Origin of the sequence: Krasilnikovia sp. MM14-A1004 (assembly GCF_047159485.1) — a bacterium.
Lineage (GTDB): Bacteria > Actinomycetota > Actinomycetes > Mycobacteriales > Micromonosporaceae > Actinoplanes.
Genome location: NZ_AP038773.1, coordinates 3,378,918 through 3,400,879, shown reverse-complemented (window position 1 = coordinate 3,400,879; position 21,962 = coordinate 3,378,918). Strand labels below are relative to the sequence as shown.

The window sequence follows — 21,962 nt, the reverse complement described above, 5'->3', positions numbered from 1 at the left end:
GCGCCTCAGCGCCGCACCCGGAAGCGCAGGTGGAGCACCCGGTCGCCCTGGATGACGACGTGCGGGTCCTCCAGCAGGTGCTGCCGGTCCACCGGCCCGAAGTACCGCTTGCCGGATCCGAACACCACGGGCGCGACGTCCATCGCCACCTCGTCCACCAGGCCGAGAGCCAGCGCCTGACCGCCGACGTCGCCGGCGGCCACCGCGACGCTGCGCTCACCGGCCAGCTCCTTCGCCCGCGCGACCGCCTGCGCCACGTCGTCGACGAAGTGGTACGAGGCCTCCGGGTGCCACCCGTCGGGCCCGGGCCGGTGCGAGACGACGACCACGTGCTCGCCCACGGGCGGCTTGCCGTCCCAGCCGTTCGTCATGTCGAACAGATGCCGCCCGATCACCATCGCGCCGGTGCCGGCCCACACCGGCAGGACGTACTCCGCCGAGACCCGCGATATCGTCAAGCGGGTCCCGGCCAGGGCGGTGTCCCCGTTGGAGTACCAGTCGAACAATGGGCCGACGTCGTCGTTCCGGTCGGCGATGAAGCCGTCCACCGACACCACGTTGTGCATGATCACCGCGCCCATCGGGCCTCCCGTCTCCGACGCCCTTGATATCACCCCCGCCCGTGCCGCACGGCCGGACACGATCCTGTCACCACGCTCCCGGACGACCCCAAAAACACGATGCGGTACCGGCTGTCGAGCCGGTACCGCATCTCGTGTGCTGCGTGCTGGGTTTTCCCGGTCAGCCGGGTCCTTCTCGTCAGCTGGCGGTGGCGCAGATGGCGTAGGCGGTCACGGTGACGCTGCCGGTGCCGGACTTCGTGACGGTCCACGTCGTGGCGGACGACGGGTAGCTGGCGCCGATCCCGTTGCTGCCCGCGACGTCGCCGCCGCCGCCGATGACCTTCTTGCCGGCGGGGCACGTGGCGATCGCGCTGTTGGTGCCCGAGTTCGAGACGGTGACGAGCCCGCTCACCCCGTTGGTGCCGGCCGGGCCGGTGGCGCCGGTGTCACCCTTGGGGCCGGTGGCACCGGTGTCACCCTTGGGGCCGGTCGCGCCGGTGTCGCCCTTCGGGCCGGTCGCGCCGGTCTCGCCCTTCGGGCCGGTCGCGCCGGTGTCCCCGGTCTCGCCCTTGGCGCCGGCCGGACCCGTGTCGCCGGTCCCGCCCGTCGGCCCCTCCGGACCGGCGGGGCCGGCCGGGCCGACGGCACCGTCGGCGCCGGTCTCGCCCATCGGACCCATCGGACCCTGCGGTCCGACCGCTCCCCGGGCGCCCACGAGGGAGGCCAGGAAGTCCTCCACGCTGCCGTCGCCGTTGCCGTCCTGCGAACGCCACACCTCGTACGCCGAGGCGCCGGTCTGTCCCGCAGCGCCGTCGGTGCCGTCCGCGCCGCGCTCACCCACCAGCGAGACGAGGAAGTCCTCGACCGTCCCGGTGTGCGTCTCGGCCCACAGCTCGTACGCGGACTTGCCGTCGAAGCCCTGCGGGCCGACCAGCGACGCGAGGAAGTCGTCCACGCTGCCGGTGTGCGTCCGGGCCCACAGCTCGTAAGCGGAGAGCCCGGCGGCTCCGTCACTGCCGGCCGCACCCGCGGGACCCTGCGGCCCCATCGGTCCGGTGGCGCCGGTGGCGCCGGTGGCGCCCATCGCGCCGGTGGCGCCCATGGCACCCGCAGCGCCGGTGGCGCCCGTGACTCCGGTGGCGCCGGTCGCGCCCGTGGCGCCGGTCAGGCCCTGCAGGCCGCGGGCCCCGGTCGGGCCGACCTTGTTCCAGGAGATCAGGGTCTCCGCCGAGGTGCAGCGCTTTCCGCCGGCGTAGTTGATCACCCGCATCGCGCCGGTCTTCTTGTTGCTGCAGGCGTAGATCACGTTCGTTGCGGACGCCTGCGCGGTCGCGGCCGCGGCGGCCCCGCCGCCCGCGGCCAGCAGGAGTACGGATGCCGATGCGGCGACGGCGACGCGCTTCTTCGGGAGGTTCATCAGCGGGGCCTTCCAGGCGGGCGGGCGACTCGGGTGAAATCACGCTACGTCATGATAAGTCCGAGTCGGAAGCTCTGCGTAGTTGAAATGACCGTTCGGTCCAGGGCTCGATCGCCGGACGACCTGCGGTAAGCGCCCTTTCCAGGGACAAAAGACGCGAAGCCCTGACCTTGCGATGAATGCTCAGCTACTGAGTGTGATGACTGCTGTGTGCGGTCGGTGACGACATCGGGGCGGCTCCCGCCGCCGACGCGGTGGGCCGGCCGGCTGGCCGCTTCCCGGCGCCGGGGGCGACCGGACGGTGTTCGCGCAGCCTCCACGAGGCGCTGTCGTCACACTGGTTGACCCGCTGCACCAATGACGGAATCCGCCCGGAGCCCGAGGGTGCGCGGACGGATAGTGGGAGGGTCCAGGAGCCACCGGAAGGAGGAGTTGACATGACCGACACGCTGCAGATGCCGCGAGTGCACGAATGCACGGTCACCGACTGCGGGTACAACCACGGCGGATGCCACGCCTTCGCGATCACCATCGGCCGGGAGAACGCCAACTGCGCCACCTTCATCGACACCTCGGCCAAGGGCGGGCTCGACACGGTGATCGCCCAGGTCGGCGCCTGCATGCGGACGGACTGCCAACACAACTCCGAGCTGGAGTGCCACGCGCCGTCGATTCGCGTGGGGCCCGGGCAGGACCAGGCCGACTGCCAGACGTACGAGCCGCGGTGAGGCCGACAGCCGTTGCCCGTTAGTGACGGGCCGCGGGTTGCCGCGGCGGCACCACTGTAGACAGCCGATCGACGAACGCCACTGGGGCGCCCTGCCCCAGTGGCGTTCGTGCGTGGTCCGACGGCGGCGGCTCAGGTGCTGTGCGCGGATTCGGCGGCGGTCGTGCGCTCGTGGACGGCCTGCAGCAGCTCCTCCGCCGTGAACGGCTTGAAGATCATGGGGATGTCCTGGTCCGCGAGGCGGCCCGTACCCGAGGTGTCCTCGCTGGTGCCGGAGATGAGCAGGATGAGGGTGGTGGGGTGGTCGTGGAGGGTGGTTTCGGCGAGTTGGTAGCCGGACATGCCGGGCATGACGATGTCGGTGAGGAGGAGGTCGTAGGGGTGGTGTTGGAGGTGTTCGAGGGCGGTGTAGCCGTCGGGTGCGGCGGTGGTGTGGTAGCCGTGGCGTTGGAGGATGCGGGTGGTGGCTTGGCGGACGTCGGGGTCGTCGTCGACGACGAGGATGTGTTGGCCGTGTCCGGGTGGGGCTTTGGTGTGGGTGGTGGTTGTGGTGGTGGTGTCGGTGCTGAGGGGTAGGAGGATGCGGAAGGTGGTGCCGACGCCGGGTTGGGTGGTGAGGGTGATGGTGCCGCCGGCTTCGGTGATGATGCCGTAGACGGTGGCGAGGCCGAGGCCGGTGCCGTGGTGTTTGGTTTTGGTGGTGAAGAAGGGTTCGAAGACGTGGGTGGCGATGTCGTCGGGCATGCCGGTGCCGGTGTCGGTGATGTTGAGGTGGGCGTAGGGGCCGGGGGGTAGGGGTGGTTGGCGGGTGGGGTCGTCGGTGAGGGTGGTGGGGCCGTTTTCGATGATGATCATTCCGCCGTCGGGCATGGCGTCGCGGGCGTTGATGACGAGGTTGAGGAGTACTTGTTCGAGGCGGCTGCGGTCGGCGCGGATGGGTAGGGGGTGGGGGTGGAGGTGGGTGATGAGTTCGTTGTGGGTGCCGATGGCGCGGTCGAGGAGGGTGTGGTTGTCGGTGATGATGGTGTTGAGGTCGATGGTGTGGGTGGTGGTGGGGACTTTGCCGGCGAAGACGAGGAGTTGGCGGGTGAGGTCGCGGGCGCGTTCGGCGCTGGCTTTGGCTTTGGTGAGGTCGTTGTGGGTGTCGGGGTCGGTGGTTTGTTCGAGGGCGAATTCGAGGTAGTTGAGGTTGATGGCGAGGAGGTTGTTGAAGTCGTGGGCGATGCCGCCGGCGAGTTGGCCGAGGCTTTCGAGGCGTTCGGCGCGGGCGGAGCGTTCGAGGATCTGCTGACGGCGCCGATCGGCGAGCGTCTGCTCGGTGGTGTCCCGGACGATGGCCGCCACACCGATCACCGCGCCGTGCCGGTCGCGTACCGGTGACAGACTGGTCGACGCGTCGAAGACGGTGCCGTCCTTGCGAATCCGCCGGGTCTGCAGGTGGGAGATGCGCCGTCCCCGGCCGACATCGGCCATGATCCTCGGCATGCGGGCCCGGCTCTCGGGCGGGAGCAGGATCCGCGCGTTCGTGCCGATCATCTCCTTCGCCGTGTAGCCGTACAGCCGTTCGGCGCCACGGTTCCAGGAGAGATAGTTCCCGTCCATGTCCGCCGCGGCGATCGCGTCCTCCGACGAGCGCACGATCGCGGCCAGCATGGACTGCTCCCCGGAGGCCCGCTGCGCATGCCGTTCCAGGATGCGCTGACGGTGGGCGACCCCGATGCTGACCACGGTCATCCCAGCGATCACCCACAGGCGCAGCTCCTGGTTCAGCGTCCCGGCGGACCCCTGCCACGTCGACGTCGCCCAGCCCACGACCAGCGCCAGGGCGCCGATGGCAGCCACCGCCCACGGCCGGGCCGCCGTCGCGGCCAGCACCGGCCCCACCGCGACCAGCCCGAACAACATCAGGTATGGCGGAGTGAGCAACGCCGCGACGCCGACCAGCGCGACGATCAGGACGGACAGCGACAGCACCCCGACCCGCCACCATCGCTGGGCGAGCGAGCCGCGGACGCGCAGCCGTGGCCTGTCGTGCATATCGCCCCCTGAGGCGGGTGCCGACCCATCGCGGCGCGGCCACGGCGGATCTGACCCGTCGTCGGTTCAGCGAGACCTGCGAAGCATTCAGGATGGCATGGGTGACCGACGGCCTCACCGCACTTGCCGATTCCACAGCGGGACTGTTGTCTCTGGGGCCGTTGAACCGTCGATGCGTGCGATATCTCAGCGAACGGGAAGCCGCGCGGGGTCTGCTTTCTCCACGGTGTTCCCGGTGCCGGTGGTATCCGCGGTGCTCAAGGGGATCAGGATGCTGAACGTGGTGCCGACGCCGGGCTCCGTGGTGAGGGTGATGGTGCCGCCGGCTTCCGTGACGATGCCGTAGACGGTGGCCAGGCCGAGGCCGGTGCTGTGGTGCGTGGTGCGGGTGGTGGAGAAGGGTTCGAAGGCGTGGGCGGCCACTTCCGGGGTCATGCCGGTGCCGGTGTCGGTGATGTCGAGCCGGGCGTGGCCGTCGGGTTGCTCGATGCGGCTCTCGATGATGATCATTCCGCCGTCGGGCATGGCGTCGCGGGCGTTGATGGCGAGGTTGAGCAGGGCCTGTTCGAGGCGGGCGCGGTCGGCGCGGATGGGCAGGGCGTGGGGGTGGAGGTGGGTGACGAGTTCGATGTTGCCGCCGATGGTGCGGTCGAGCAGGGTGCGGGTTTCGGTGATGACGGTGTTGAGGTCGATGGTTTCGGCGGTGGTGGGTTGTTTGCCGGCGAAGACGAGGAGTTGGCGGGTGAGGTCGCGGGCGCGTTCGGCGCTGGCTTTGGCGCGGGTGAGGTCGTCGCGGGTGTCGGGGTCGGTGGTTTGTTCGAGGGCGAATTCGAGGTAGTTGAGGTTGATGGCGAGGAGGTTGTTGAAGTCGTGGGCGATGCCGCCGGCGAGTTGGCCGAGGCTTTCCAGGCGTTCGGCGCGGGCGGAGCGTTCCAGGATCTGGGCGCGGTGCTCCTCGGCGTGTTTGAGGGCGGTGATGTCCCGATCGATCGCGGCGACGCCGACCACGGTGCCGTGGCGGTCACGGATCGGGGAGACACTGGTCGACACATCGAGATAGCTGCCGTCGCGGCACAGCCGCCTGGTCTGGAAATGGGAGATGCGACCCCCCTGCCGGATGTCGGCCATGATCTGTGGCAGGATCGCCGCCCGCTCGGGCGAGAGGAAGCGATGGACCGTCCGTCCGATCATCTCCTCCGCAGCGAAGCCGTACATCCGCTCCGCGCTGGGATTCCACGACACGATGATGCCGCTCAGGTCCATGGCGACGATCGCGTCCTCGGAGGACTCGACGATCGCGGCGAGGGTCGACTCGGACGCCGCTCCCCGGTTGGCGCGCCGTTCCAGCACGTTCTGGCTGTGGGCGACGGCCACACTGAGCACCGTGATCCCGATGAGCACCCAGAGGCGCAGCTGCTGGAAGGTGGTGCCGCCGAGGCCCTGCCACGATGAGGTGGCCCGGGCCATCACCCAGGCCAGCGCGCCCACGGCGGCCACCGCCCAGGGGCGCGCCGAGACCGCCGCGAGCACCGGCGCGGCCGCGATGACCAGCCCGAACGCGGTCAGCTCCCGAGGTGTCGCCAGGTCCACCAGGCTGGTCAGAATGATGATCAGTACGGAGAACGACAGCACTGCGACCCGCCACCATCCGTGGGTGAGCGAGCCGTGTTCCCTCCGCCAGTCCTCGTACCGCATGCAGCCCTCCGGGCCGAACGCCGACCGCCCGGGATCGCGACACGGGAAACGGCGCGGACGCCGAGCCTGGTCTGCCCAGAATGGCACGCGGAGCCCCGGCGGCCCGCGGAACCTGCCGATTCGGCCGGCGGCCACCGGGCTCGTGCCGCGTCCGTCGCCGTGACGCGTGCGCCGGTCAGGACCCTCCGGCCCGGCCCGGCCGGATCACCGCGTCACCGGCGCGCGGATACGGCGACGGCGTCGTGGACGGGGCGGGTGTGGAGGGAAGCGGCGGGGCGTCCGGGGCGGCGGTGCTGAGCGGCAGCACGATGCTGAAGGTGGTGCCGACGCCGGGCTCCGTGGTGAGGGTGATGCTGCCGCCGGCTTCCGTGACGATGCCGTAGACGGTGGCCAGGCCGAGGCCGGTGCCGTGGTGCGTGGTGCGGGTGGTGGAGAAGGGTTCGAAGGCGTGGGCGGCCACTTCCGGGGTCATGCCGGTGCCGGTGTCGGCGATGTCGAGCCGGGCGTGGCCGTCGGGTTGCTCGATGCGGCTCTCGATGATGATCATTCCGCCGTCGGGCATGGCGTCGCGGGCGTTGATGGCGAGGTTGAGCAGGGCCTGTTCCAGCCGGGCGCGGTCGGCGCGAACGGCAAGCGGCTGGGGGTGCAGGTGGGTGACCAGTTCGATGTGGGTGCCGATGGTGCGGTCGAGCAGGGTGCGGGTTTCGGTGACGACGGTGTTGAGGTCGATGGTTTCGGCGGTGGTGGATTGCTTGCCGGCGAAGACGAGGAGTTGGCGGGTGAGGTCGCGGGCGCGTTCGGCGCTGGTCCTGGCCCGCGTCAGGTCGTCGCGGGTCTCCGGGTCGGTGGTTTGTTCGAGGGCGAATTCGAGGTAGTTCAGGTTGATGGCGAGGAGGTTGTTGAAGTCGTGGGCGATGCCGCCGGCGAGTTGGCCGAGGCTTTCCAGGCGTTCGGCGCGGGCGGAGCGTTCCAGGATCTGGGCGCGGTGCTCCTCTGCATGCTTGACGGCACTGATGTCCCGGGTGATCGAACCCAAGCCGATCACGGCGCCGTGCCGGTCGTAGACCGGTGCGATGCTGGTCGACACGTCGACCAGGTGGCCGTCCTTGTGCCGGCGCTGCGTCCGGAAATGCGAGACGCCCCAGCCCCCCTGACGGATCCGCTCCATGAGGTCGGAGACGTTCACCGTCTGCTCCGGCGGTATCACCGTCATGATGTTCCGGCCGATCATCTCCGCTGCGGTGTAGCCGTACATCCGCTCGGCGCTGCGGTTCCAGGACATGACCTTGCCGTCGAGGTCCGTGCAGATGATCGTGTCCTCGGAGGATTCCACGATCGCGGCCAGCATCGACTCGTCCTCGGCGGCCCGGTTGGCGCGGCTTTCGAGCCTCTGCTGGCTGTAGGCCACGGCCACGCTGAGCACGGTCATGCCGGCGATCACGCAGAGGCGTACCTGTTGGTAGGCGGTGCCGCCGAGGCCCTGCCAGGAGGAGGTGGCCCAGGCCATCACCCAGGCGAACGCGCCGACCGCGGCCACCGCCCACGGGCGGGCCGAGGCCGCCGCGAGGACCGGCCCGGCCACGATCACCAGCCCGAACGCGGTCAGCTCCCGCGGCGTCGCCAGGTCCACCACGCTGGTCAGAATGATGATCAGTACGGAGAACGACAGGACCCCCACCCGCCACCAGCCGTGGGTGAGCGAGCCGTGTTCCCGTTGCCGATCCTCGTACCGCATGCACCCCCCGAGCAGGCGCCAAGTCACCGGCGAGGGCTCCTGTGCCCGGTGAATCCGTTGTGCCCAGGATGGCACGTGGGACCGGGGCCCCGCCGCACTTGCCGATTCCGCCAAGGTCCAGGGACCGTGCGGAACCACGACGTCCGTCCCGGTTCATCCCCGTTGCGGTGCGTACGTGCCGTGACGGCGCCCGAGTCATCTTCCCGGGATGAGGGCGGCGGCCCCGTCCGGACGCCACAGTGATCCCGGGCCGTACGGGCTCCGGCCGGTCTCCGGGCGCCCGTGGGCGGCCCGACCGTTCCGACGATCGGAGGTATGCAATGGCTGTCGACACGTTCCTCGCCTATGTCGGGGTGTACTCCAGCGTCGACGACGCGGAGGCGGACTACGACTTCGTGAAGGACCTGCACCGCAAGGCCGGTCTCATCGACGCCTACGACGCGGCCGTCGTCGAGCGGCGGGCCGACGGCAAGACCCGGATCGTCAAGCGGCACGAGACCCCGACCCGGGTCGGTGGTGTCCTCGGTGGCGGCGTGGGGCTGGCGACCGGCCTCGTGGTGGCGCTGTTCCCGTTCGCCGCGATCGGCGGCGGCCTGCTGGCCGCGACCACCGGCGGTGGGGCGGTGCTCGGCGCGGTCGCCGGGCACGCCGCGGCCGGGATGAGCCGCCACGACCTCAAGGAACTCGGCGAGCGCCTCGACGAAGGCCAGGCCGGCCTGGTGGTGGTCGCGGTGGCCGACATGGGGGCCAAGGTCGAGGAGGCCATGCGCCGGGCAGGGAAGGTGGAGGCCAAGCAGCTCAAGGCGGACACCGCGGAGATCGAGCAGGACGCGAAGGCCGCCGACGGCGCTCCCGCGTGACGCGCACCCGGCGACGAGCAGGAGCCGAGCATGCGATTCCCCCGCGTTCCCGACCAGCCCGGCTCTTCTGAGGGGCCCGGCTCTTCTGACGGGCCCGGCTCTTCTGACGGGCCCGGCTCTCTGGGCGGGCCCGGGCACCACGGCCGCCGCCGGACGGCCGCCGCCTGCGCCCTGATCGGGCTCCTCGTCGCGGCCACGCTGGGACTGGGCGCCTGCGGCGGCGAGCCGGCCGTCCGGCCGTCGGACCGGGCGACGCAGCGGGTCACGGAGTCACCGGACAAGGGTGGGGCCGAGGCCGTACCCACGTCGCCGGGGCGGGCGACCCGCAGCGAAGCCGCCCAGCCCACCCGGTCGCGCGAGTCGGAGCCGGCCACGGCGACCGCCGAGGAGACGACCCGCCCCACGACCGCCACCACGCCCTCGCCGACCACCAGGACCCCCACAACCGCGACGACCACCCGGACCACGAAGCCCACGACCACGAAACCCACGACCACGCCGCCGACGGAGACAAGCCCGCCATCCGAGACCACCCCGCCGCAGAGCACCCCGCAAACCACTCCGCCGCAGACGCCCACCGCGACGCAGTCGCCGGCCGCGGCCACCGGATCCTCGACCGGGCCGGTGTTCTGGCTGGTGCTGATCGCGCTGGTCACGGCGGCGATCGTCGGTGGTGTGCTGGTGTACCGGTCCCGGCGGAGCTCGGCCTGGGACACCGAGGCCCGCGCGCTGGAGGCGGAGACCAGCGGCGTCACCGACCTGCGGCTGCCCCAGGTGCTGGCGACCACGGACGTCGGGCCGCGGAGCCTGGCGTGGCCACCGGTGCGGGCGAGCCTGATCGATCTCGCCGTCCGGTGGAACCGCCTCGCCGAGCAGGCACCGGGCCAGCCGCGCCGGGACTGGTCGGCGCGACTCGGCGGCCTGCTCCAGGAGTTGATCTCGGCCTTGGACGCGGAGAACGAGGCGCTGGCCGCTGGGGCCGACTGGACCCTGTTGCGCCCCCGGGTGGATCGGGCGGAGCAGGCGCTGCGCGCCGTACTCCTGCAGCAACCGGAGGCGCCGCCGCCGGGCACGCCGCCGCCGAGTGGTCCGCCGCCGGACTGGCCGCCGCCGGGCGCGCCGCCGACCGCGCCGGGGCCGCCGTCGATCTGACGGACATCATCCGCCCCACATGAATTCAGCGCGGCGGGTCACCTCGACCGGAACCCCGGACGAGTGACCCGCCGCGCGCGCTGGACTGGGCTTCACCCCCTGACCTCGCGTGGGCCGCCGCGGGCCCGTATCCTGCGGCTCGCGCAATCTTGGGGAGGAAGCATGTACGAGCAGCAGCCAGGTGCCGGGCAGCCGGGAATGTACCCGCCGGCCGGGCCACCGCCCGGTGGCGGCGCCGGTGGCGCGATCGCCGTGACGGTGAAGTACAACCCGATCGGGTTCCTGCTCGGCCTCTTCAAGCCGCCGGTGCTGCTGAACGGCCACGAGGTCGCCAAGGGCTGGGGCCGGCACGTGATCCCGGTGCAGCCCGGGCAGCACCACCTCCACGTGCACGTGCCGTACCTGTTGCCGAGCCGGATCGGCAACGCCGACCTGACCGTTCCCGTGCAGCCCGGCCAGACCGTCGAGCTGGAGTACCGGGCGCCGATGGTCGCGTTCATGAACGGCGCCATGGGCGCGCCGCCGCAGAAGTACCCCGGCATGGCGGTGACCATCGTCCTGCTCGTGTTCGCCCTGATCATGCTGCTCTGCATCTGCGGCGGGTTCATCGCCTCGCTGAGCTCCAGCTCCACCTCCTCCATGGGCCTGCCCGTGTTCGACGTGGCCCGGACGGTGGCAGCCGGGTTGCTTCGCTGACCTGCGGGTACTTGGCGTCTCAGGTTCGCTGTTGCCGCGCCGTTGGTGGGGCCAGGTGGGGTCTTCGCCCGACCTGACCCACCGACGTGCGTGCCGCCACCGTGGCGGGCCGCGATGCCCTCGAGGAGGTGCCGATGTCGGCTCGGAACACTCCGCGGACCCCGCGGCAGACCGGCACCGGCGCGCCCGCGGTGCGTGCCCTGCACGAGACCGCCGACCGGCTGCTGGCGGGCCACGAGGGCATCCGCACCGAGGTCTTCCACCCCGAGTCGGGGGTCGCTGTCGTCCTGCCGTCGGGCTACCGGTGGCACGTGCACCTCCCGCACACCGGTGCCATCGATATCGCCGCCTACCACGCGGTGCTGTGCGGCCCTGACGCGGCCGCCGTGCCCGCCGCGCCGTTGATCACCCTGGCCGCCGTCGAGGACCTGGTCAGCCTCGTGACCGCCTCCCACGCGGGGCCGGTCGCGAAACTGATCGACATCGACCTGCTGGCCCGCCTGGAGATCGACCTGTTCGATCCCGACACGCTGCTCGACGAGGACGTCTGAGGCAGTCCGGGCCTCAGGGTGTGGCGCCCCGCAGGGTTTGCCGCATCCGGCGCAGGTCCGCGCCCGGCGAGATGGTCCGGACCGGGTCGGGAACGGTGCCGCGCCGACGCCACTCCCGCGGGTAGCCCAGCGAGACCTCCTCGTAGCGCACCCCGTCGTAGAAGGTGGTGCGCGGGATGTGCAGGTGCCCGTACACGACGGTGGCCGCGCCGAAACGGCGGTGCCAGTCACGGGTACGGGTGGTGCCGCACCACTGGGCGAACTCCGGATACCACAGGATGTCCGTCGGCTCCCGGACCAGGGGATAGTGGTTGACCAGCACCTTCGGCAGATCCGCGGGCGCCTCGGCGAGCCGCCGTTCGGTCAGCTCGATCCGGGCGGCACACCACGCCTCCCGGCTCGGGTACGGATCGGGGTGCAGCAGGATCTCATCCGTGCACACCACCCCGGCGTCGTGCGCCAGCTTCAGCGAGTGCGCCTGCGAGGTGGCACCCGGGGCGCGGAACGAGTAGTCGTACAGGGTGAACAGCGGGGCCACGACCGCGGCGCCGTCGGCGTCCTCCCACACCGGGTACGGGTCCTCCGGGGTGGCAACGCCCAGCTCCCGGCACAGCTCGACCAGCAGACGGTAGCGGGCCACGCCGCGCGCCTGCACCGGATCCTGCCGCGGTGTCCACAGCTCGTGGTTGCCCGGCACCCACACCACCTTGGCGAAGCGGTCGCTGAGCAGCCGCAACGCCCACTCGATGTCGGCGTAGGTCTCGGCGACGTCACCGGCGACGATCAGCCAGTCGCCCGCGTTGTCCGGGCGCAGCTCCTGGACGAAGGCGCGGTTCTCCGCGTACGCGATGTGCAGGTCGCTGACGGCACGCAGCTGGGGCGCGGTCACGATGGCCGGACGATCGGCGGCCGGACGATCGGCGGGGTCACCCGCCGAGCCTATGCCGCCCGGTCGCGGCGCGTACACCCCTACCGTGCCCGTTAGGGGTTCCGGCGGCGGTACGGGGAGGCTAGCCTGCGCCATCAGCGTCGGCTGTGGACCGGCGGGAGAGGGACATTCGATGACCGACCTGCTCGGCGCGATCGTGCCGGATCACGTCAGCTGGGTGCAGACCCGCCACGATCCGGGCGGCGAGGACCTGTTCCCGCAGGAACGCGCGGTCGTCGCCCACGCGGTCGCCAAACGCCGTACCGAATTCGCGGCCGTCCGGTGGTGCGCCCGCGCCGCCCTGGCCCGGCTCGGGGTCGCGCCCGAACCGATCCTGCCCGGCGCGCGCGGCGCCCCGGGCTGGCCCGCCGGGATCGTCGGCAGCATGACGCACTGCGCCGGGTACCGCGCCGCCGTGGTGGCGCGACGCGGCCCCGTCCGTACGATCGGAGTGGACGCCGAACCGGCCGCCGCCCTGCCCGACGGCGTGCTCGACGCGATCGCGCTGCCCGACGAGGCCGCCATGGTGGCCGACCTCGCCGCCGCCGACCCGGCGGTGCCGTGGGACCGGCTGCTGTTCTCCGCCAAGGAATCGGTGTACAAGGCGTGGTTCCCGGTCGCGGGCACCTTCCTGGAGTTCCATCAGGCCCGTCTGAGCATCGACGCGGCGGCCGGTGAGTTCACCGCCGAGCTGCTGGTGGACGGGCCGGTCGATCGGTTCACCGGCCGGTGGCTGTGCGACGGCGGCCTGGTCCTGACCGCCATCGTCGCCTAGGGACGGCCACCTCACCGGCGGCGGCGCCGGACCAGCTTGCGCAGCTCCTCCAGCCACAGCACCAGCGAGCCCGCCGCCACGCAGAGGAGGAACTGGGCGCCGCTCAGGTGGGACGCTTCGAAGAAGTGCTGCAGCCACTCCACTTTGACGATGGCGAGCTGGCCGACCGCGACGGCCACGACCGACAGCCAGAGGTAGCGGTTGGTGAAGAAGCCCGCTTGGAACGCGGATTCGTGCTCGGCCCGCGCGTTGAACACGTTGAACAGCTGGGCCAGCACGAACGTCGTCCACCCCATGGTCGCCGCGGTCGCGGTGTCGTACGCCTGCTCCGCCAGCCCGATCACCCCGAGTGTGCAGGCGCCCATGATCGCGGCCAGCCACAGCAGCACCCGCAGCCGCGGCGCGGGCAGGATCTGGGTCCGTTTCGGCCGCGGTGGCTCCGCCATGGCCTGCGGGCGCGGCCGGTCGACGCCGAGCGCCAGCGCGGGCGGGCCGTCGCAGATCAGGTTCACCCACAGGATCTGGATGGTCGTGAAGGGAGCCGCCATGCCCAGCAGCGTCGCGGACAGCACCGTCAGGATGGCGCTGAGGTTGGTCGACAGCTGGAACCGGACGAACTTCACGATGTTCTCGTAGATCGTGCGTCCCTCACGGACCGCAGACACGATCGTGGCGAAGTTGTCGTCGAGCAGGATCATGTCGGCGGCTTCCTTGGTGACCTCCGTACCGGTGACCCCCATCGCCACACCGATGTCCGCCTGCTCCAGGGCGGGCGCGTCGTTCACCCCGTCCCCGGTCATGGAGACCACCAGGTCGTGCGACTGCAATGCGCGGACGATGCGCAGCTTGTGCTCGGGCGCGACGCGGGCGAACACCCCGATCTCGCGGACCCGGGCGGCCAGCTCCCGGTCGTCCATGGTCTCCAGGTCGGATCCCCGGACCACCTCGCCGGTGATGCCCAGCGCCCCGGCGATGGCGCGTGCCGTCGTCGGGTGGTCCCCGGTGATCATCTTGATGCCGATGCCGGAACGGTGCGCCGCCGCGATCGCGTCCCGGGCCTCGGTGCGGGGCGGGTCGACGATGCCGACCAGTGCCAGCAGTGCCAGGCCGGTCGCGGCGCCCTCCGGGTTCCGCTCCAGGTCCGCCCCGGCGGCGGTGATCCAGCCGCCCGCCGCCGCGAGCACCCGCTGGCCCTGGGCGGCGAGGCGGTCCGCGGCCGCACGGACCGCCTCGCGTCCGGCGTCGTCCAGGACGGTGCGTGCGCCGTTGCGGTCCACGACCCGGTCGACGCGGTCCAGGACGCTCTCCACCGCGCCCTTGACGCACACCAGGATCAGCCCCTGATGCTCCCCGGAGCGGTCCTCGTGGAACGTCGCCATGTACTTGGTCGCCGAGTCGAACGGCACCTCACCGACCCGGGGGAAGCGCTGCCGGGTGCGGTGCACGTCCACGCCGGCCTTGCCGCCCAGCACCACCAGGGCCCCCTCGGTGGGGTCGCCGATGCATGCGCCGTCGCGGATCACCGCGTCGTTGCACAGCACCATCACCGCCGCGACCTGGCGCAGATCGGGTACGGGGCGGTCGAACTCGGCCGTGGTGATCCGGCCCTCGCCGGTGTACCCCTGGCCCTCGATGGTGAGCTCCTCGCCGCCGTGCAGCAGCGTACGGGCGGTCATCTGGTTGAGGGTGAGGGTGCCGGTCTTGTCGCTGCAGATGACAGACGTCGAGCCGAGGGTCTCCACCGCGTGCAGCCGCTTGACCACGGCCCGCCGTTTCGCCAGGCGGCTCATGCCCACGGCGAGGGTCACCGTCACGGTCGCGGGCAGCGCCTCGGGGATCGCGGCGACCGCCAGCGCGATCGAGCCCACCACCAGCTCGTGCCACGGTGTTCCCTGGACGAGCCCGATGAGCAGCAGCACCAGCACCGCCACACCCGCGATCAGCGCCAGCCGGTGACCGAGCTGGGCGGTCTGGCGTTGCAGCGGCGTCGGTTCGGGCTCGACCTCTGACATGAGCGCGGCCAGCTTGCCGATCTCCGTGTCCATGCCGGTGGCGGTGACGATCTCCTCCGCCCGGCCCGCCGTGACCGCGGTGTGGGTGAACGCCATGTCCGTACGGTCCCCGAGCACGGTGTCCTGCGCGACCGGCGCGGTCCCCTTGTCCACCGGCACCGCCTCGCCGGTCAGCGCGGCCTCGGCCACCGCGAGCCGGAACGCACCCGCCAGCCGTCCGTCGGCGGGCACCGTGTCGCCGGCCTCCAGCAGCACCACATCGCCGGGGACCAGCTCGTCGGCGGGAATCTGCTGCACCGCGCCGTCGCGGCGGACCCTGGCCTGCGGCACGACCAGCGCCTGGATCGCGGCCAGCGACTGCTGGGCCTGCCGTTCCTGCCAGAAGCCGAGCAGGCCGTTGAAGACGAGCAGCACGGCGATGAACGCCGCCTCCTCGATCTCGCCGATCGCCAGTGACAACACCGCGGCGCCCAGCAGCACGAGGATCAGGCCGTCGGTGAACTGGGCCAGCAGCAGCCGCCACCACGGTGCCGGTGGGGCCGAGCGCAGCGCGTTGGGCCCGTACCGGGCCTGACGGTCGACCACCTGCGCGGCTGGCAGGCCCCGGGTGACGTCCACGCCCAGCGCCTGAGCGACGTCGTCGACCGGCATCGCATGCCAGCCGTTGCCGCCCGCGGCGGGCGCGTCGGGTTCGAGGTGGAGGGTCATCTCACTCCTATTCGGGCGCGGGAGGGTCCGCGGCGGCGACGTCCTGAGCCTCTTCGGCGACCGGTTCCCGGCCGGTGTCGCCGACCACGAACCGGTAGGCCGCCCCGGCGAGCGCGGCCCCCGCGAGCGGGGCGACCCAGAACAGCCACAACTGGCTCAGTGCCCAGCCGCCGACGAACAGCGCCGGGCCGGTCGAACGGGCCGGGTTCACCGACGTGTTCGTCACCGGGATGCTGATCAGGTGGATGAGCGTCAGGCACAGCCCGATCGTCAGCGGCCCCATCACCTTGGGGGCGCGGCGGTCGGTCGCGCCGAGGATCACCAGCAGGAACGCGGCGGTCATCACCACCTCGGTGAGCAGCGCCGAGGCCAGGTTGTATCCGCCGGGGGAGTGCGCGCCGTAACCGTTGGCGGCGAAGCCGTCGTCGGTGGTGAAGCCCGCGGCGCCCGAGGCGATGCCGAACAACACGGCGGACGCGGCCACCGCGGCCACCACCTGAACGACCGCGTACGGCAGCACGTCGCGTCCCGCCGCGCGCCGGCCCAGCCACAGCCCGAGGGTGACCGCCGGGTTGAAGTGGCCCCCGGAGATGTGCCCGAAGGCGTACGCCATCGTCACCACCGTCAGCCCGAACGCGAGCGCGACGCCGAGGATGCCGATGCCCACCTGCGGGAAGGTGGCCGTGAGCACGGCGCTGCCGCAGCCGCCGAGCACCAGCCAGAAGGTGCCGATGAATTCCGCCGCGAGTCGTCGGGAGAGTGCCATGTTGGTGATCCTCGCTCGCTGATGGCGTGCCCTGCGCCGCATTCCACCAAAGGAGCCGGGCCGCGGGCGTCATCCGCCGCGGGTGGTCGAACCGGCGACCCCGAACGTGGGACCCCGGCTGTCCGATCGGGAATCCTGTCTTGCCCGCCGAACAGGGCGTGGGATTCAATCGCGGTGTGAGCGGGGAGGCAGGGACCGAGGACGCGGAGCGTCAAGCGCTACGGCAGATCGTCAACGTGCTGCAACACCGTTTCCCGGCCGTGGGGGACACGGTGGTGGCGGCGCACGTCAACGCGGTGCACCAGCGGTACGCGGCCGCGCCGATCCGTGATTTCGTGCCGCTGCTCGTCGAACGGGAGGCCAGCCGCGAACTCACGGCCCTGGCGGAGAAGCCGGCGCCGCGTCCGCGCGAAAGCCCTTAGCGGCCGTGGTGCTCGGCGAGCGCCCGCCGCAACGCCCGCGGTCCGGGGCACAACTCGCCCACGTCGATCCGGAAGCCCGCGCCGTCCGGCAGTTGCTGCACCGGCGGGACGTTGCCGTGCGGTGCGGTCGCGGTGACCTGCTCCAGGTCGACCGGGACGACGTCGAGCACCGCGAACAGGCCGGGGTGGCGGACGACCGCGCTCGACACGTTCGTCCAGGCGACGAAGATCGGCACCCCGCCCTGGGCCAGCAGGATCCCGGCGTCGCAGACCCGGACCCACACGGGCCGGTGCCGCCACCGTACGACCGTGCTGACGATGCCGCAGAAGGTGGGAAACGCCAGCACGATGAGCAGACCCCAGTCGGGGGCGGGCACCGCACCGACGAGTGCACCGAAGGCCGTGTACACCAGGGCGACGGCGGTGGTCAGGATCGCGAGGATGACGAGAGCGGCCGACCAGCGCCGGGCGCGGAACAGCACGCTGCGCTCGATGATCACTTCCGTCATGCGCAGCAGTACAGCAGCCGCCCGCCGACCGGCGTAGGCCCGAACGGTCAGCTTGATCGACTACCCGGGCGGCCACCCACCATGGGTGACAACGTCGCCACTATCCGCGATGGGCGTCGTGTGGCCGTTCGCGGCGTCAGCCGAGGCCGTGCTCGTCGGTGCCGGTGTTGAGGAGCCAGGCCAGCGGCATGCTCGCCCGTACGGCGTAGTGGTCGCCGTCCAGGTGGTGCATGGTGACGGTCTGGGCCGGATCCTGGTCGACCATCCAGTACTGGGGTATGCCCGCGGCGGCGTACTCGCCCCGCTTGGTCACGGTGTCGGTGCCCTCGGACCCCGGCGAGACGATCTCAACGACGAGGAGCACGTCGGTGACCGGCAGCCAGACACCGTCGGCCTGCGCTTTGCTCCACACGATCAGATCGGGGATCCGTCCACCGACTCCGCCGTCGCGACCCGGTATGCGCAGCCCGACCGCCTGGGCGATCCGCTCCGCCGGGACACCACCCGTGGCGAGCCACACCATGAGCCGGGTCGCGATGATCGCATGGGCGTACCCCGGCGGCGGCATGATCGAGAGGACTCCCTCAGGGCTGATCTCGTACCGGTGGTGGTCGTCCGCGGCCATCATCGCCGTCAGGTCGTCGAGCGTCACGACCGGGGGCATGTATCTGCCGACAGCCTCAGCGCTCATGCGGGCATCGTACTGGCATCGGACCGAGGGCGGCGGCCCGGACGAACCGGCGCCGTCGCGGACTTCGCGCCGCGTGCGATGGTGGCTGCCACCATGTCGAGGATCCTTTGCGGCTGCTCAGTCGGTGTTGGCGAGCCACAGGTCGGGGCCGAAGATCTCGTACCGGATGTCGCGGGCCGCCACGCCGCGCTCCATGAGCCCGCTGCGGATCGCCTGCATGAACGGCAGCGGGCCGCACAGGTAGAAAACCGCGCCCTCGGGCAGCGGCAGCCGGGACACGTCCATCGTCCCGGCGAAGACGTCGGTCAGCGGCAGCTCGGTCTCGGCGCCGCGTTCGTACCAGACGTGCACCGAGGCGCCGGGAAGCGCCGCGATGTCACCGACGACCTGCCGGCGCAGCGCGAACGACCGCTCGTCGAGGTCTGCATGCAGCAGCATGACCCGGGCGGTGGAGCCCGCGGCGGCCAGGTGCGACAGCATCCCCGCCATCGGGGTGATGCCGATGCCCGCGCTGGCGCAGACCACCGGCCGGGTGCGGTCGCCGAGCACGACATCACCGTACGGCGGGGACATGGTCAGCTCGTCACCCACGTCGATCGTGTGGTGCAGCAGGCTGGAGACCTCACCGTCCGGCATGCCGTCGCCGTGTACCCATTTGACAGTGAACTGGCAGTTCCGGCCGTCGTCGGTGCGGGTGAGGCTGTACTGGCGGGGCTGGCGCATCCCGTCCGGCATCGCCAGCAGCACCGTGACGTACTGGCCGGGCAGCGATGCGGGGGCCGGGAGCCCGTCGACGGGCGTCACGACGAACGTGTCCACGTCGGCCGTCTCGGCGATCTTGTGCTCGACCCGCCAGCGGCGCCAGGTGGTGTCGGGCTGCACCCCGCGGGCGCTGTAGAGGTCGCGTTCCGCGTTGATCAGGGCGTTGGCCATCAGCCAATACACCTCGTCCCACGCGGCCGCCACGGCGGGGGTGACGGCGTCGCCGAGCACGTCGCCGATGGCCCACATCAGGTGGTCGTGCACCACCTTGTACTGCTCGGGCTGGACGGCGAGCGAGGCGTGCTTGTGCGCGATCCGGGACAGCAGCCGCTCCGGGGGCCGGTCCGGGCTGGTCACCAGCGCGCTGGCGAATGCCGCCACCGAGCCCGCCAGCGCCTGCGGCTGGGTGCCGGCGGCCTGGTTGCCGCGGTTGAAGGTGCCGTCGAGCAGTTCCGGGTGCTCGGTGAACAGGTGCCCGTAGAAGCGTTGGGTGATGGTGCCGATGTTCGCCCCCACGACCGGAAGGGTCGCCTCGACGATGGGCCGAGCGGTGTTCGACAACATGCGCAGGACTCTCCCCCCGTGGACCTCGCACATGCTCGCACCGGGCGGGTCGACCGGCGGGCGCGACACGGAACCGTTCATCCGTTCGCGGTCGGCCGCCCGGCTCAGCGCGCGTGCATCGCCTCCGCGAGTTCCACGTACCTGGTATGGCCCTCGGCGCGGGCCGCGATCACCTCGGCCATCAGTGCCCGCTGCGCTGCGGACAGCATCTGGCCCGCCTCGTCGGCGTCGACGAAGGCGTGGCGGGCGAGCTCGCCGGGGTTCAGCACGATGGCGTCGCGCTGCCGTGCGGTGAGCACACCGCCGTCGAAGACGAAATAGAGGCGGCCGTCCGGCCCGGCCGGCGTCCACGCCGTCACCAGCAGCGGCCCGACCCCGACGACCAGGCCCAGTTCCTCCCGGATCTCGCGCAGGCAGGCCGCCCGCGGGGTCTCGCCGACGTCGACCCCGCCGCCCGGCAGGTTCCAGAACTGCTTGTACGTGGGATCGACGAGCAGCACGCGCCCGTCGTCGTCGAAGAACACCGCACCGGCCGAGACGCTGGGGCGGGCGGGCACGGACTCAGGCATGATCCAGTTCCCTGGTGTCGGTGGCGTGGGCGTACGACCGGCTCACCGCGACCAGCCAGGCCAGCTCGTGCCCCCGTGCCTCGTGCCGTTCCTCGCCGGCCGGTACGGCGAAGGTGCGGCCCTCGCTGTGGTTGCGCAGCCCGTCCCGGATGGCCCGGGCCTCGGCCTCGGCGCGCCGGGCCAGGTCCGGCTCCGGTTCGCCGGGCGGCTCCGCCAGGTACGGCCGCAGCGCGAGCCGCCCGTCCCAGATCTCGACCATCCGGCGGTACAGCCGGTAGTCCAGGTCGCCGACGGCGGCGACGTCGCCGCGCGGGGAGCCGTGCAGCGCGATCTGCGGGAACGCCTCGTGCAGCGCGGACCACAGCGGTTCGAGGGCGCGGTAGGCGCTCCACTGGTCGAGCCGGGTACGCGGTCCCCAGCTCGGCATGGTGAGCCCGGCGAGGAAAACGATCAGCCCGACGGTGGCGAACGGCTCGGCGATGTCGACCAGCGGATCGGCGTGGACGCCCGCACCGAGCAGCACCAGGTACCCGCCGCGGCAGGCGCAATAGCCGAAGCTGAGCAGGGCACCCACGGAGGTGATCCGCAGGCCGCGGCGCAGCCAGGGCAGCTCCGGGGCGAGCGCGGCGAACTGCCGGGCCCGCCAGGCGATCACCAGCAGGCCGATGCTGAGCGCCAGCAGGAAGAGGGTGAGATACAGCAGCATCAGCGTCTGCCCGGCGTGGGTCTTCCAGAAATGGATCGTGTAGCGCTCGTGGATGGGTGCCAGCAGGATCAGCGTCGCCATCATGGCCAGGATGATCAGCCCGGCCACCAGGTGCATGCGGGCCCGCCGGCGGGCGCGGCGCGCCGGATACCGCCAGTAGCTCAGCAGCTGCAGGGCGAAGACGCTGAACAGCACCATGCAGGAGTGGATGAGCAGCTTGGCGAGGTTCGGTACGCCCGGGCCCGCGTCGATCGGCCGGTACACCGGCCCGACGGTGAGGGTGAAGGCCACGGCGGCGAAGCCGAACGCGGCCGTCATGGCCCGCAGCGCGGGGTTGGCCCGGTCGTGCCGCAGGTGGTTCGCCTTGTACGCGAAGGCGATCCAGGCGGCCAGGGCGCCGACGCCGTAGACGAGGTCATGCATCGGACGGTCGTCCCCGCCGGTGCGGTGGGAGCAGGGCCTGCTCCAGCCGGACGGTCAGCTCGTTGGTCCCGCCGGGCTCCGGCGGGGTCCGGCTCACCCGGCTGAGCAGCAGCGACGCCATGACCTCGGCCTCCTGTTCCTGCGCGTCCGGGTAGTGGGCCCGGTGCAGCATGGCGCGGACCAGGGCGGGATCGAGGTCCGGGAACAGCGCCCGGGTGTCCGGCCCGCGCCCGGTGTCCACGGTGGAGTGTCCACAGATCAGGTGGGCGAGCTCGTGCGCGATGATGTGGTCCTGGTGCATCCGGTTCGTGCCGGCCTCGTACGCGATGAGGTCGACCTCCGGCAGCGACAGCCAGATGCCGCACGGGCCCGCCTCGGGCAGGGGGAGCGGGATCAGCCGGATCGGCCGGTCGCGGCGCCGTCCGAGTTGCTGGCACAGGGCCGCCATGGTGGTCGCGGGCGTCAGCTCCAGATGGGCGAGCCGGGCGGCGCAGCGCCGGCGCAGGACACGGAAGCGCCAGGCCGCCTTCCACTGTCGAGCTGCCAGGACCATGCGTTGAGCCCTATCGGAATGGACACGCGCCGGTGGTGTGCAGGTGGAGAACGTGATGTGGCCGGCTCCCACGGGGGAAGGAGTCGGCCACATCGATTCGTCACTATACAAGACGGGGCGCGGCACGGCCAAGCCGGGGCG

Annotated in this window: 21 protein-coding genes; 7 read left to right on the top strand and 14 right to left on the bottom strand. The window is 71.7% G+C overall.

From position 1 onward, the window contains the following. Nucleotides 1–5 precede the first annotated feature (5 nt). The gene (locus tag ACMCNN_RS15285; protein WP_412746871.1) at nt 6–581 is read right to left on the bottom strand and encodes a dihydrofolate reductase family protein; all 576 of its coding nucleotides are present in this window, start codon (nt 579–581) and stop codon (nt 6–8) included. A 178-nt stretch (nt 582–759) separates the two neighbouring features. Continuing rightward, the gene (locus ACMCNN_RS15280; RefSeq protein WP_412746870.1) at nt 760–1,980 is read right to left on the bottom strand and encodes a hypothetical protein; all 1,221 of its coding nucleotides are present in this window, start codon (nt 1,978–1,980) and stop codon (nt 760–762) included. A gap of 437 nt (nt 1,981–2,417) precedes the next feature. On the opposite strand from ACMCNN_RS15280, the gene ACMCNN_RS15275 reads away from it, so the two are divergent. Beyond that, a complete protein-coding gene (locus ACMCNN_RS15275; protein ID WP_412746869.1) occupies nt 2,418–2,708 on the top strand; it encodes a DUF1540 domain-containing protein in 291 nt (96 codons plus the stop codon). Nucleotides 2,709–2,839: 131 nt separating this feature from the next. On the opposite strand, the gene ACMCNN_RS15270 is transcribed toward ACMCNN_RS15275, so the two are convergent. From ACMCNN_RS15270 to ACMCNN_RS15260, 3 genes are all read right to left on the bottom strand, one after another. Continuing rightward, nucleotides 2,840–4,744 (bottom strand): PAS domain S-box protein, encoded by a 1,905-nt coding sequence (locus tag ACMCNN_RS15270; protein WP_412746868.1) that lies wholly within the window; start codon nt 4,742–4,744, stop codon nt 2,840–2,842. Between the two features lie 186 nt (nt 4,745–4,930). Further along, nucleotides 4,931–6,439: a two-component system sensor histidine kinase NtrB gene (locus ACMCNN_RS15265; protein WP_412746867.1), complete on the bottom strand. Its 1,509-nt coding sequence runs from the start codon at nt 6,437–6,439 to the stop codon at nt 4,931–4,933. Between the two features lie 175 nt (nt 6,440–6,614). Then, the gene (locus ACMCNN_RS15260) at nt 6,615–8,174 is read right to left on the bottom strand and encodes a two-component system sensor histidine kinase NtrB (protein WP_412746866.1); all 1,560 of its coding nucleotides are present in this window, start codon (nt 8,172–8,174) and stop codon (nt 6,615–6,617) included. Nucleotides 8,175–8,494: 320 nt separating this feature from the next. On the opposite strand from ACMCNN_RS15260, the gene ACMCNN_RS15255 reads away from it, so the two are divergent. The 4 genes from ACMCNN_RS15255 to ACMCNN_RS15240 all read left to right on the top strand — a co-directional run bounded on the left by ACMCNN_RS15255 (nt 8,495) and on the right by ACMCNN_RS15240 (nt 11,433). Beyond that, on the top strand, nt 8,495–9,034 hold the full coding sequence (locus tag ACMCNN_RS15255; protein WP_412746865.1) for a DUF1269 domain-containing protein: 540 nt from the start codon (nt 8,495–8,497) through the stop codon (nt 9,032–9,034). 30 nt (nt 9,035–9,064) lie between these two features. After that, nucleotides 9,065–10,186 (top strand): hypothetical protein, encoded by a 1,122-nt coding sequence (locus ACMCNN_RS15250; protein WP_412746864.1) that lies wholly within the window; start codon nt 9,065–9,067, stop codon nt 10,184–10,186. Nucleotides 10,187–10,348: 162 nt separating this feature from the next. Further along, the gene (locus ACMCNN_RS15245) at nt 10,349–10,882 is read left to right on the top strand and encodes a hypothetical protein (RefSeq protein ID WP_412746863.1); all 534 of its coding nucleotides are present in this window, start codon (nt 10,349–10,351) and stop codon (nt 10,880–10,882) included. 134 nt (nt 10,883–11,016) lie between these two features. Then, nucleotides 11,017–11,433, top strand: a complete 417-nt coding sequence (locus ACMCNN_RS15240) for a hypothetical protein (RefSeq protein WP_412746862.1) — start codon at nt 11,017–11,019, stop codon at nt 11,431–11,433. A 13-nt stretch (nt 11,434–11,446) separates the two neighbouring features. Here the strand turns inward: ACMCNN_RS15240 and ACMCNN_RS15235 are convergent, their stop codons facing one another. Beyond that, nucleotides 11,447–12,322 carry a metallophosphoesterase family protein gene (locus ACMCNN_RS15235; protein ID WP_412746861.1) on the bottom strand — a complete coding sequence of 292 codons (876 nt, stop codon included), beginning with the start codon at nt 12,320–12,322 and terminating at the stop codon, nt 11,447–11,449. A gap of 172 nt (nt 12,323–12,494) precedes the next feature. Between ACMCNN_RS15235 and ACMCNN_RS15230 the strand changes: the two genes are divergently transcribed. Then, a complete protein-coding gene (locus ACMCNN_RS15230) occupies nt 12,495–13,136 on the top strand; it encodes a 4'-phosphopantetheinyl transferase family protein (RefSeq protein ID WP_412746860.1) in 642 nt (213 codons plus the stop codon). 11 nt (nt 13,137–13,147) lie between these two features. Here the strand turns inward: ACMCNN_RS15230 and ACMCNN_RS15225 are convergent, their stop codons facing one another. Both ACMCNN_RS15225 and aqpZ read right to left on the bottom strand, forming a co-directional pair. After that, the gene (locus ACMCNN_RS15225) at nt 13,148–15,856 is read right to left on the bottom strand and encodes a cation-translocating P-type ATPase (protein WP_412746859.1); all 2,709 of its coding nucleotides are present in this window, start codon (nt 15,854–15,856) and stop codon (nt 13,148–13,150) included. 7 nt (nt 15,857–15,863) lie between these two features. Further along, entirely contained in the window at nt 15,864–16,622 is a 759-nt protein-coding gene (gene aqpZ, locus ACMCNN_RS15220) for an aquaporin Z (protein WP_412746858.1), read from the bottom strand. Nucleotides 16,623–16,798: 176 nt separating this feature from the next. Between aqpZ and ACMCNN_RS15215 the strand changes: the two genes are divergently transcribed. Further along, the gene (locus ACMCNN_RS15215; RefSeq protein WP_412746857.1) at nt 16,799–17,044 is read left to right on the top strand and encodes a three-helix bundle dimerization domain-containing protein; all 246 of its coding nucleotides are present in this window, start codon (nt 16,799–16,801) and stop codon (nt 17,042–17,044) included. On the opposite strand, the gene ACMCNN_RS15210 is transcribed toward ACMCNN_RS15215, so the two are convergent. The 6 genes from ACMCNN_RS15210 to ACMCNN_RS15185 all read right to left on the bottom strand — a co-directional run bounded on the left by ACMCNN_RS15210 (nt 17,041) and on the right by ACMCNN_RS15185 (nt 21,821). Then, the gene (locus ACMCNN_RS15210; RefSeq protein WP_412746856.1) at nt 17,041–17,553 is read right to left on the bottom strand and encodes a hypothetical protein; all 513 of its coding nucleotides are present in this window, start codon (nt 17,551–17,553) and stop codon (nt 17,041–17,043) included. The two genes, ACMCNN_RS15215 and ACMCNN_RS15210, sit on opposite strands and share 4 nt — an antisense overlap. 136 nt (nt 17,554–17,689) lie before the next feature. Further along, nucleotides 17,690–18,244 (bottom strand): Uma2 family endonuclease, encoded by a 555-nt coding sequence (locus tag ACMCNN_RS15205; RefSeq protein WP_412746855.1) that lies wholly within the window; start codon nt 18,242–18,244, stop codon nt 17,690–17,692. 117 nt (nt 18,245–18,361) lie between these two features. Further along, nucleotides 18,362–19,570 carry a globin domain-containing protein gene (locus ACMCNN_RS15200; protein WP_412746854.1) on the bottom strand — a complete coding sequence of 403 codons (1,209 nt, stop codon included), beginning with the start codon at nt 19,568–19,570 and terminating at the stop codon, nt 18,362–18,364. A gap of 104 nt (nt 19,571–19,674) precedes the next feature. After that, nucleotides 19,675–20,139 (bottom strand): NUDIX domain-containing protein, encoded by a 465-nt coding sequence (locus tag ACMCNN_RS15195; protein WP_412746853.1) that lies wholly within the window; start codon nt 20,137–20,139, stop codon nt 19,675–19,677. Next, entirely contained in the window at nt 20,132–21,268 is a 1,137-nt protein-coding gene (locus ACMCNN_RS15190; RefSeq protein WP_412746852.1) for an MAB_1171c family putative transporter, read from the bottom strand. Before ACMCNN_RS15190 ends, ACMCNN_RS15195 begins: the two co-directional genes overlap by 8 nt. Then, nucleotides 21,261–21,821, bottom strand: a complete 561-nt coding sequence (locus ACMCNN_RS15185; protein WP_412746851.1) for a hypothetical protein — start codon at nt 21,819–21,821, stop codon at nt 21,261–21,263. The genes ACMCNN_RS15190 and ACMCNN_RS15185 overlap by 8 nt, the downstream gene beginning before the upstream one ends. Between the last annotated feature and the right edge of the window lie 141 nt (nt 21,822–21,962).

Excerpts from the sequence above, each read along its gene's own strand:
- ACMCNN_RS15270 (WP_412746868.1), bottom strand. The coding sequence starts at position 4,744 with ATGCACGACAGGCCACGGCTGCGCGTCCGCGGCTCGCTCGCCCAGCGA.
- ACMCNN_RS15205 (WP_412746855.1), bottom strand. The coding sequence starts at position 18,244 with ATGAGCGCTGAGGCTGTCGGCAGATACATGCCCCCGGTCGTGACGCTC.
- aqpZ (WP_412746858.1), bottom strand. The coding sequence starts at position 16,622 with ATGGCACTCTCCCGACGACTCGCGGCGGAATTCATCGGCACCTTCTGG.
- ACMCNN_RS15250 (WP_412746864.1), top strand. The coding sequence starts at position 9,065 with ATGCGATTCCCCCGCGTTCCCGACCAGCCCGGCTCTTCTGAGGGGCCC.
- ACMCNN_RS15255 (WP_412746865.1), top strand. The coding sequence starts at position 8,495 with ATGGCTGTCGACACGTTCCTCGCCTATGTCGGGGTGTACTCCAGCGTC.
- ACMCNN_RS15225 (WP_412746859.1), bottom strand. The coding sequence starts at position 15,856 with ATGACCCTCCACCTCGAACCCGACGCGCCCGCCGCGGGCGGCAACGGC.
- ACMCNN_RS15230 (WP_412746860.1), top strand. The coding sequence starts at position 12,495 with ATGACCGACCTGCTCGGCGCGATCGTGCCGGATCACGTCAGCTGGGTG.
- ACMCNN_RS15280 (WP_412746870.1), bottom strand. The coding sequence starts at position 1,980 with ATGAACCTCCCGAAGAAGCGCGTCGCCGTCGCCGCATCGGCATCCGTA.
- ACMCNN_RS15275 (WP_412746869.1), top strand. The coding sequence starts at position 2,418 with ATGACCGACACGCTGCAGATGCCGCGAGTGCACGAATGCACGGTCACC.
- ACMCNN_RS15265 (WP_412746867.1), bottom strand. The coding sequence starts at position 6,439 with ATGCGGTACGAGGACTGGCGGAGGGAACACGGCTCGCTCACCCACGGA.
- ACMCNN_RS15210 (WP_412746856.1), bottom strand. The coding sequence starts at position 17,553 with ATGACGGAAGTGATCATCGAGCGCAGCGTGCTGTTCCGCGCCCGGCGC.
- ACMCNN_RS15185 (WP_412746851.1), bottom strand. The coding sequence starts at position 21,821 with ATGGTCCTGGCAGCTCGACAGTGGAAGGCGGCCTGGCGCTTCCGTGTC.
- ACMCNN_RS15195 (WP_412746853.1), bottom strand. The coding sequence starts at position 20,139 with ATGCCTGAGTCCGTGCCCGCCCGCCCCAGCGTCTCGGCCGGTGCGGTG.
- ACMCNN_RS15245 (WP_412746863.1), top strand. The coding sequence starts at position 10,349 with ATGTACGAGCAGCAGCCAGGTGCCGGGCAGCCGGGAATGTACCCGCCG.
- ACMCNN_RS15200 (WP_412746854.1), bottom strand. The coding sequence starts at position 19,570 with ATGTTGTCGAACACCGCTCGGCCCATCGTCGAGGCGACCCTTCCGGTC.
- ACMCNN_RS15240 (WP_412746862.1), top strand. The coding sequence starts at position 11,017 with ATGTCGGCTCGGAACACTCCGCGGACCCCGCGGCAGACCGGCACCGGC.
- ACMCNN_RS15190 (WP_412746852.1), bottom strand. The coding sequence starts at position 21,268 with ATGCATGACCTCGTCTACGGCGTCGGCGCCCTGGCCGCCTGGATCGCC.
- ACMCNN_RS15260 (WP_412746866.1), bottom strand. The coding sequence starts at position 8,174 with ATGCGGTACGAGGATCGGCAACGGGAACACGGCTCGCTCACCCACGGC.
- ACMCNN_RS15285 (WP_412746871.1), bottom strand. The coding sequence starts at position 581 with ATGGGCGCGGTGATCATGCACAACGTGGTGTCGGTGGACGGCTTCATC.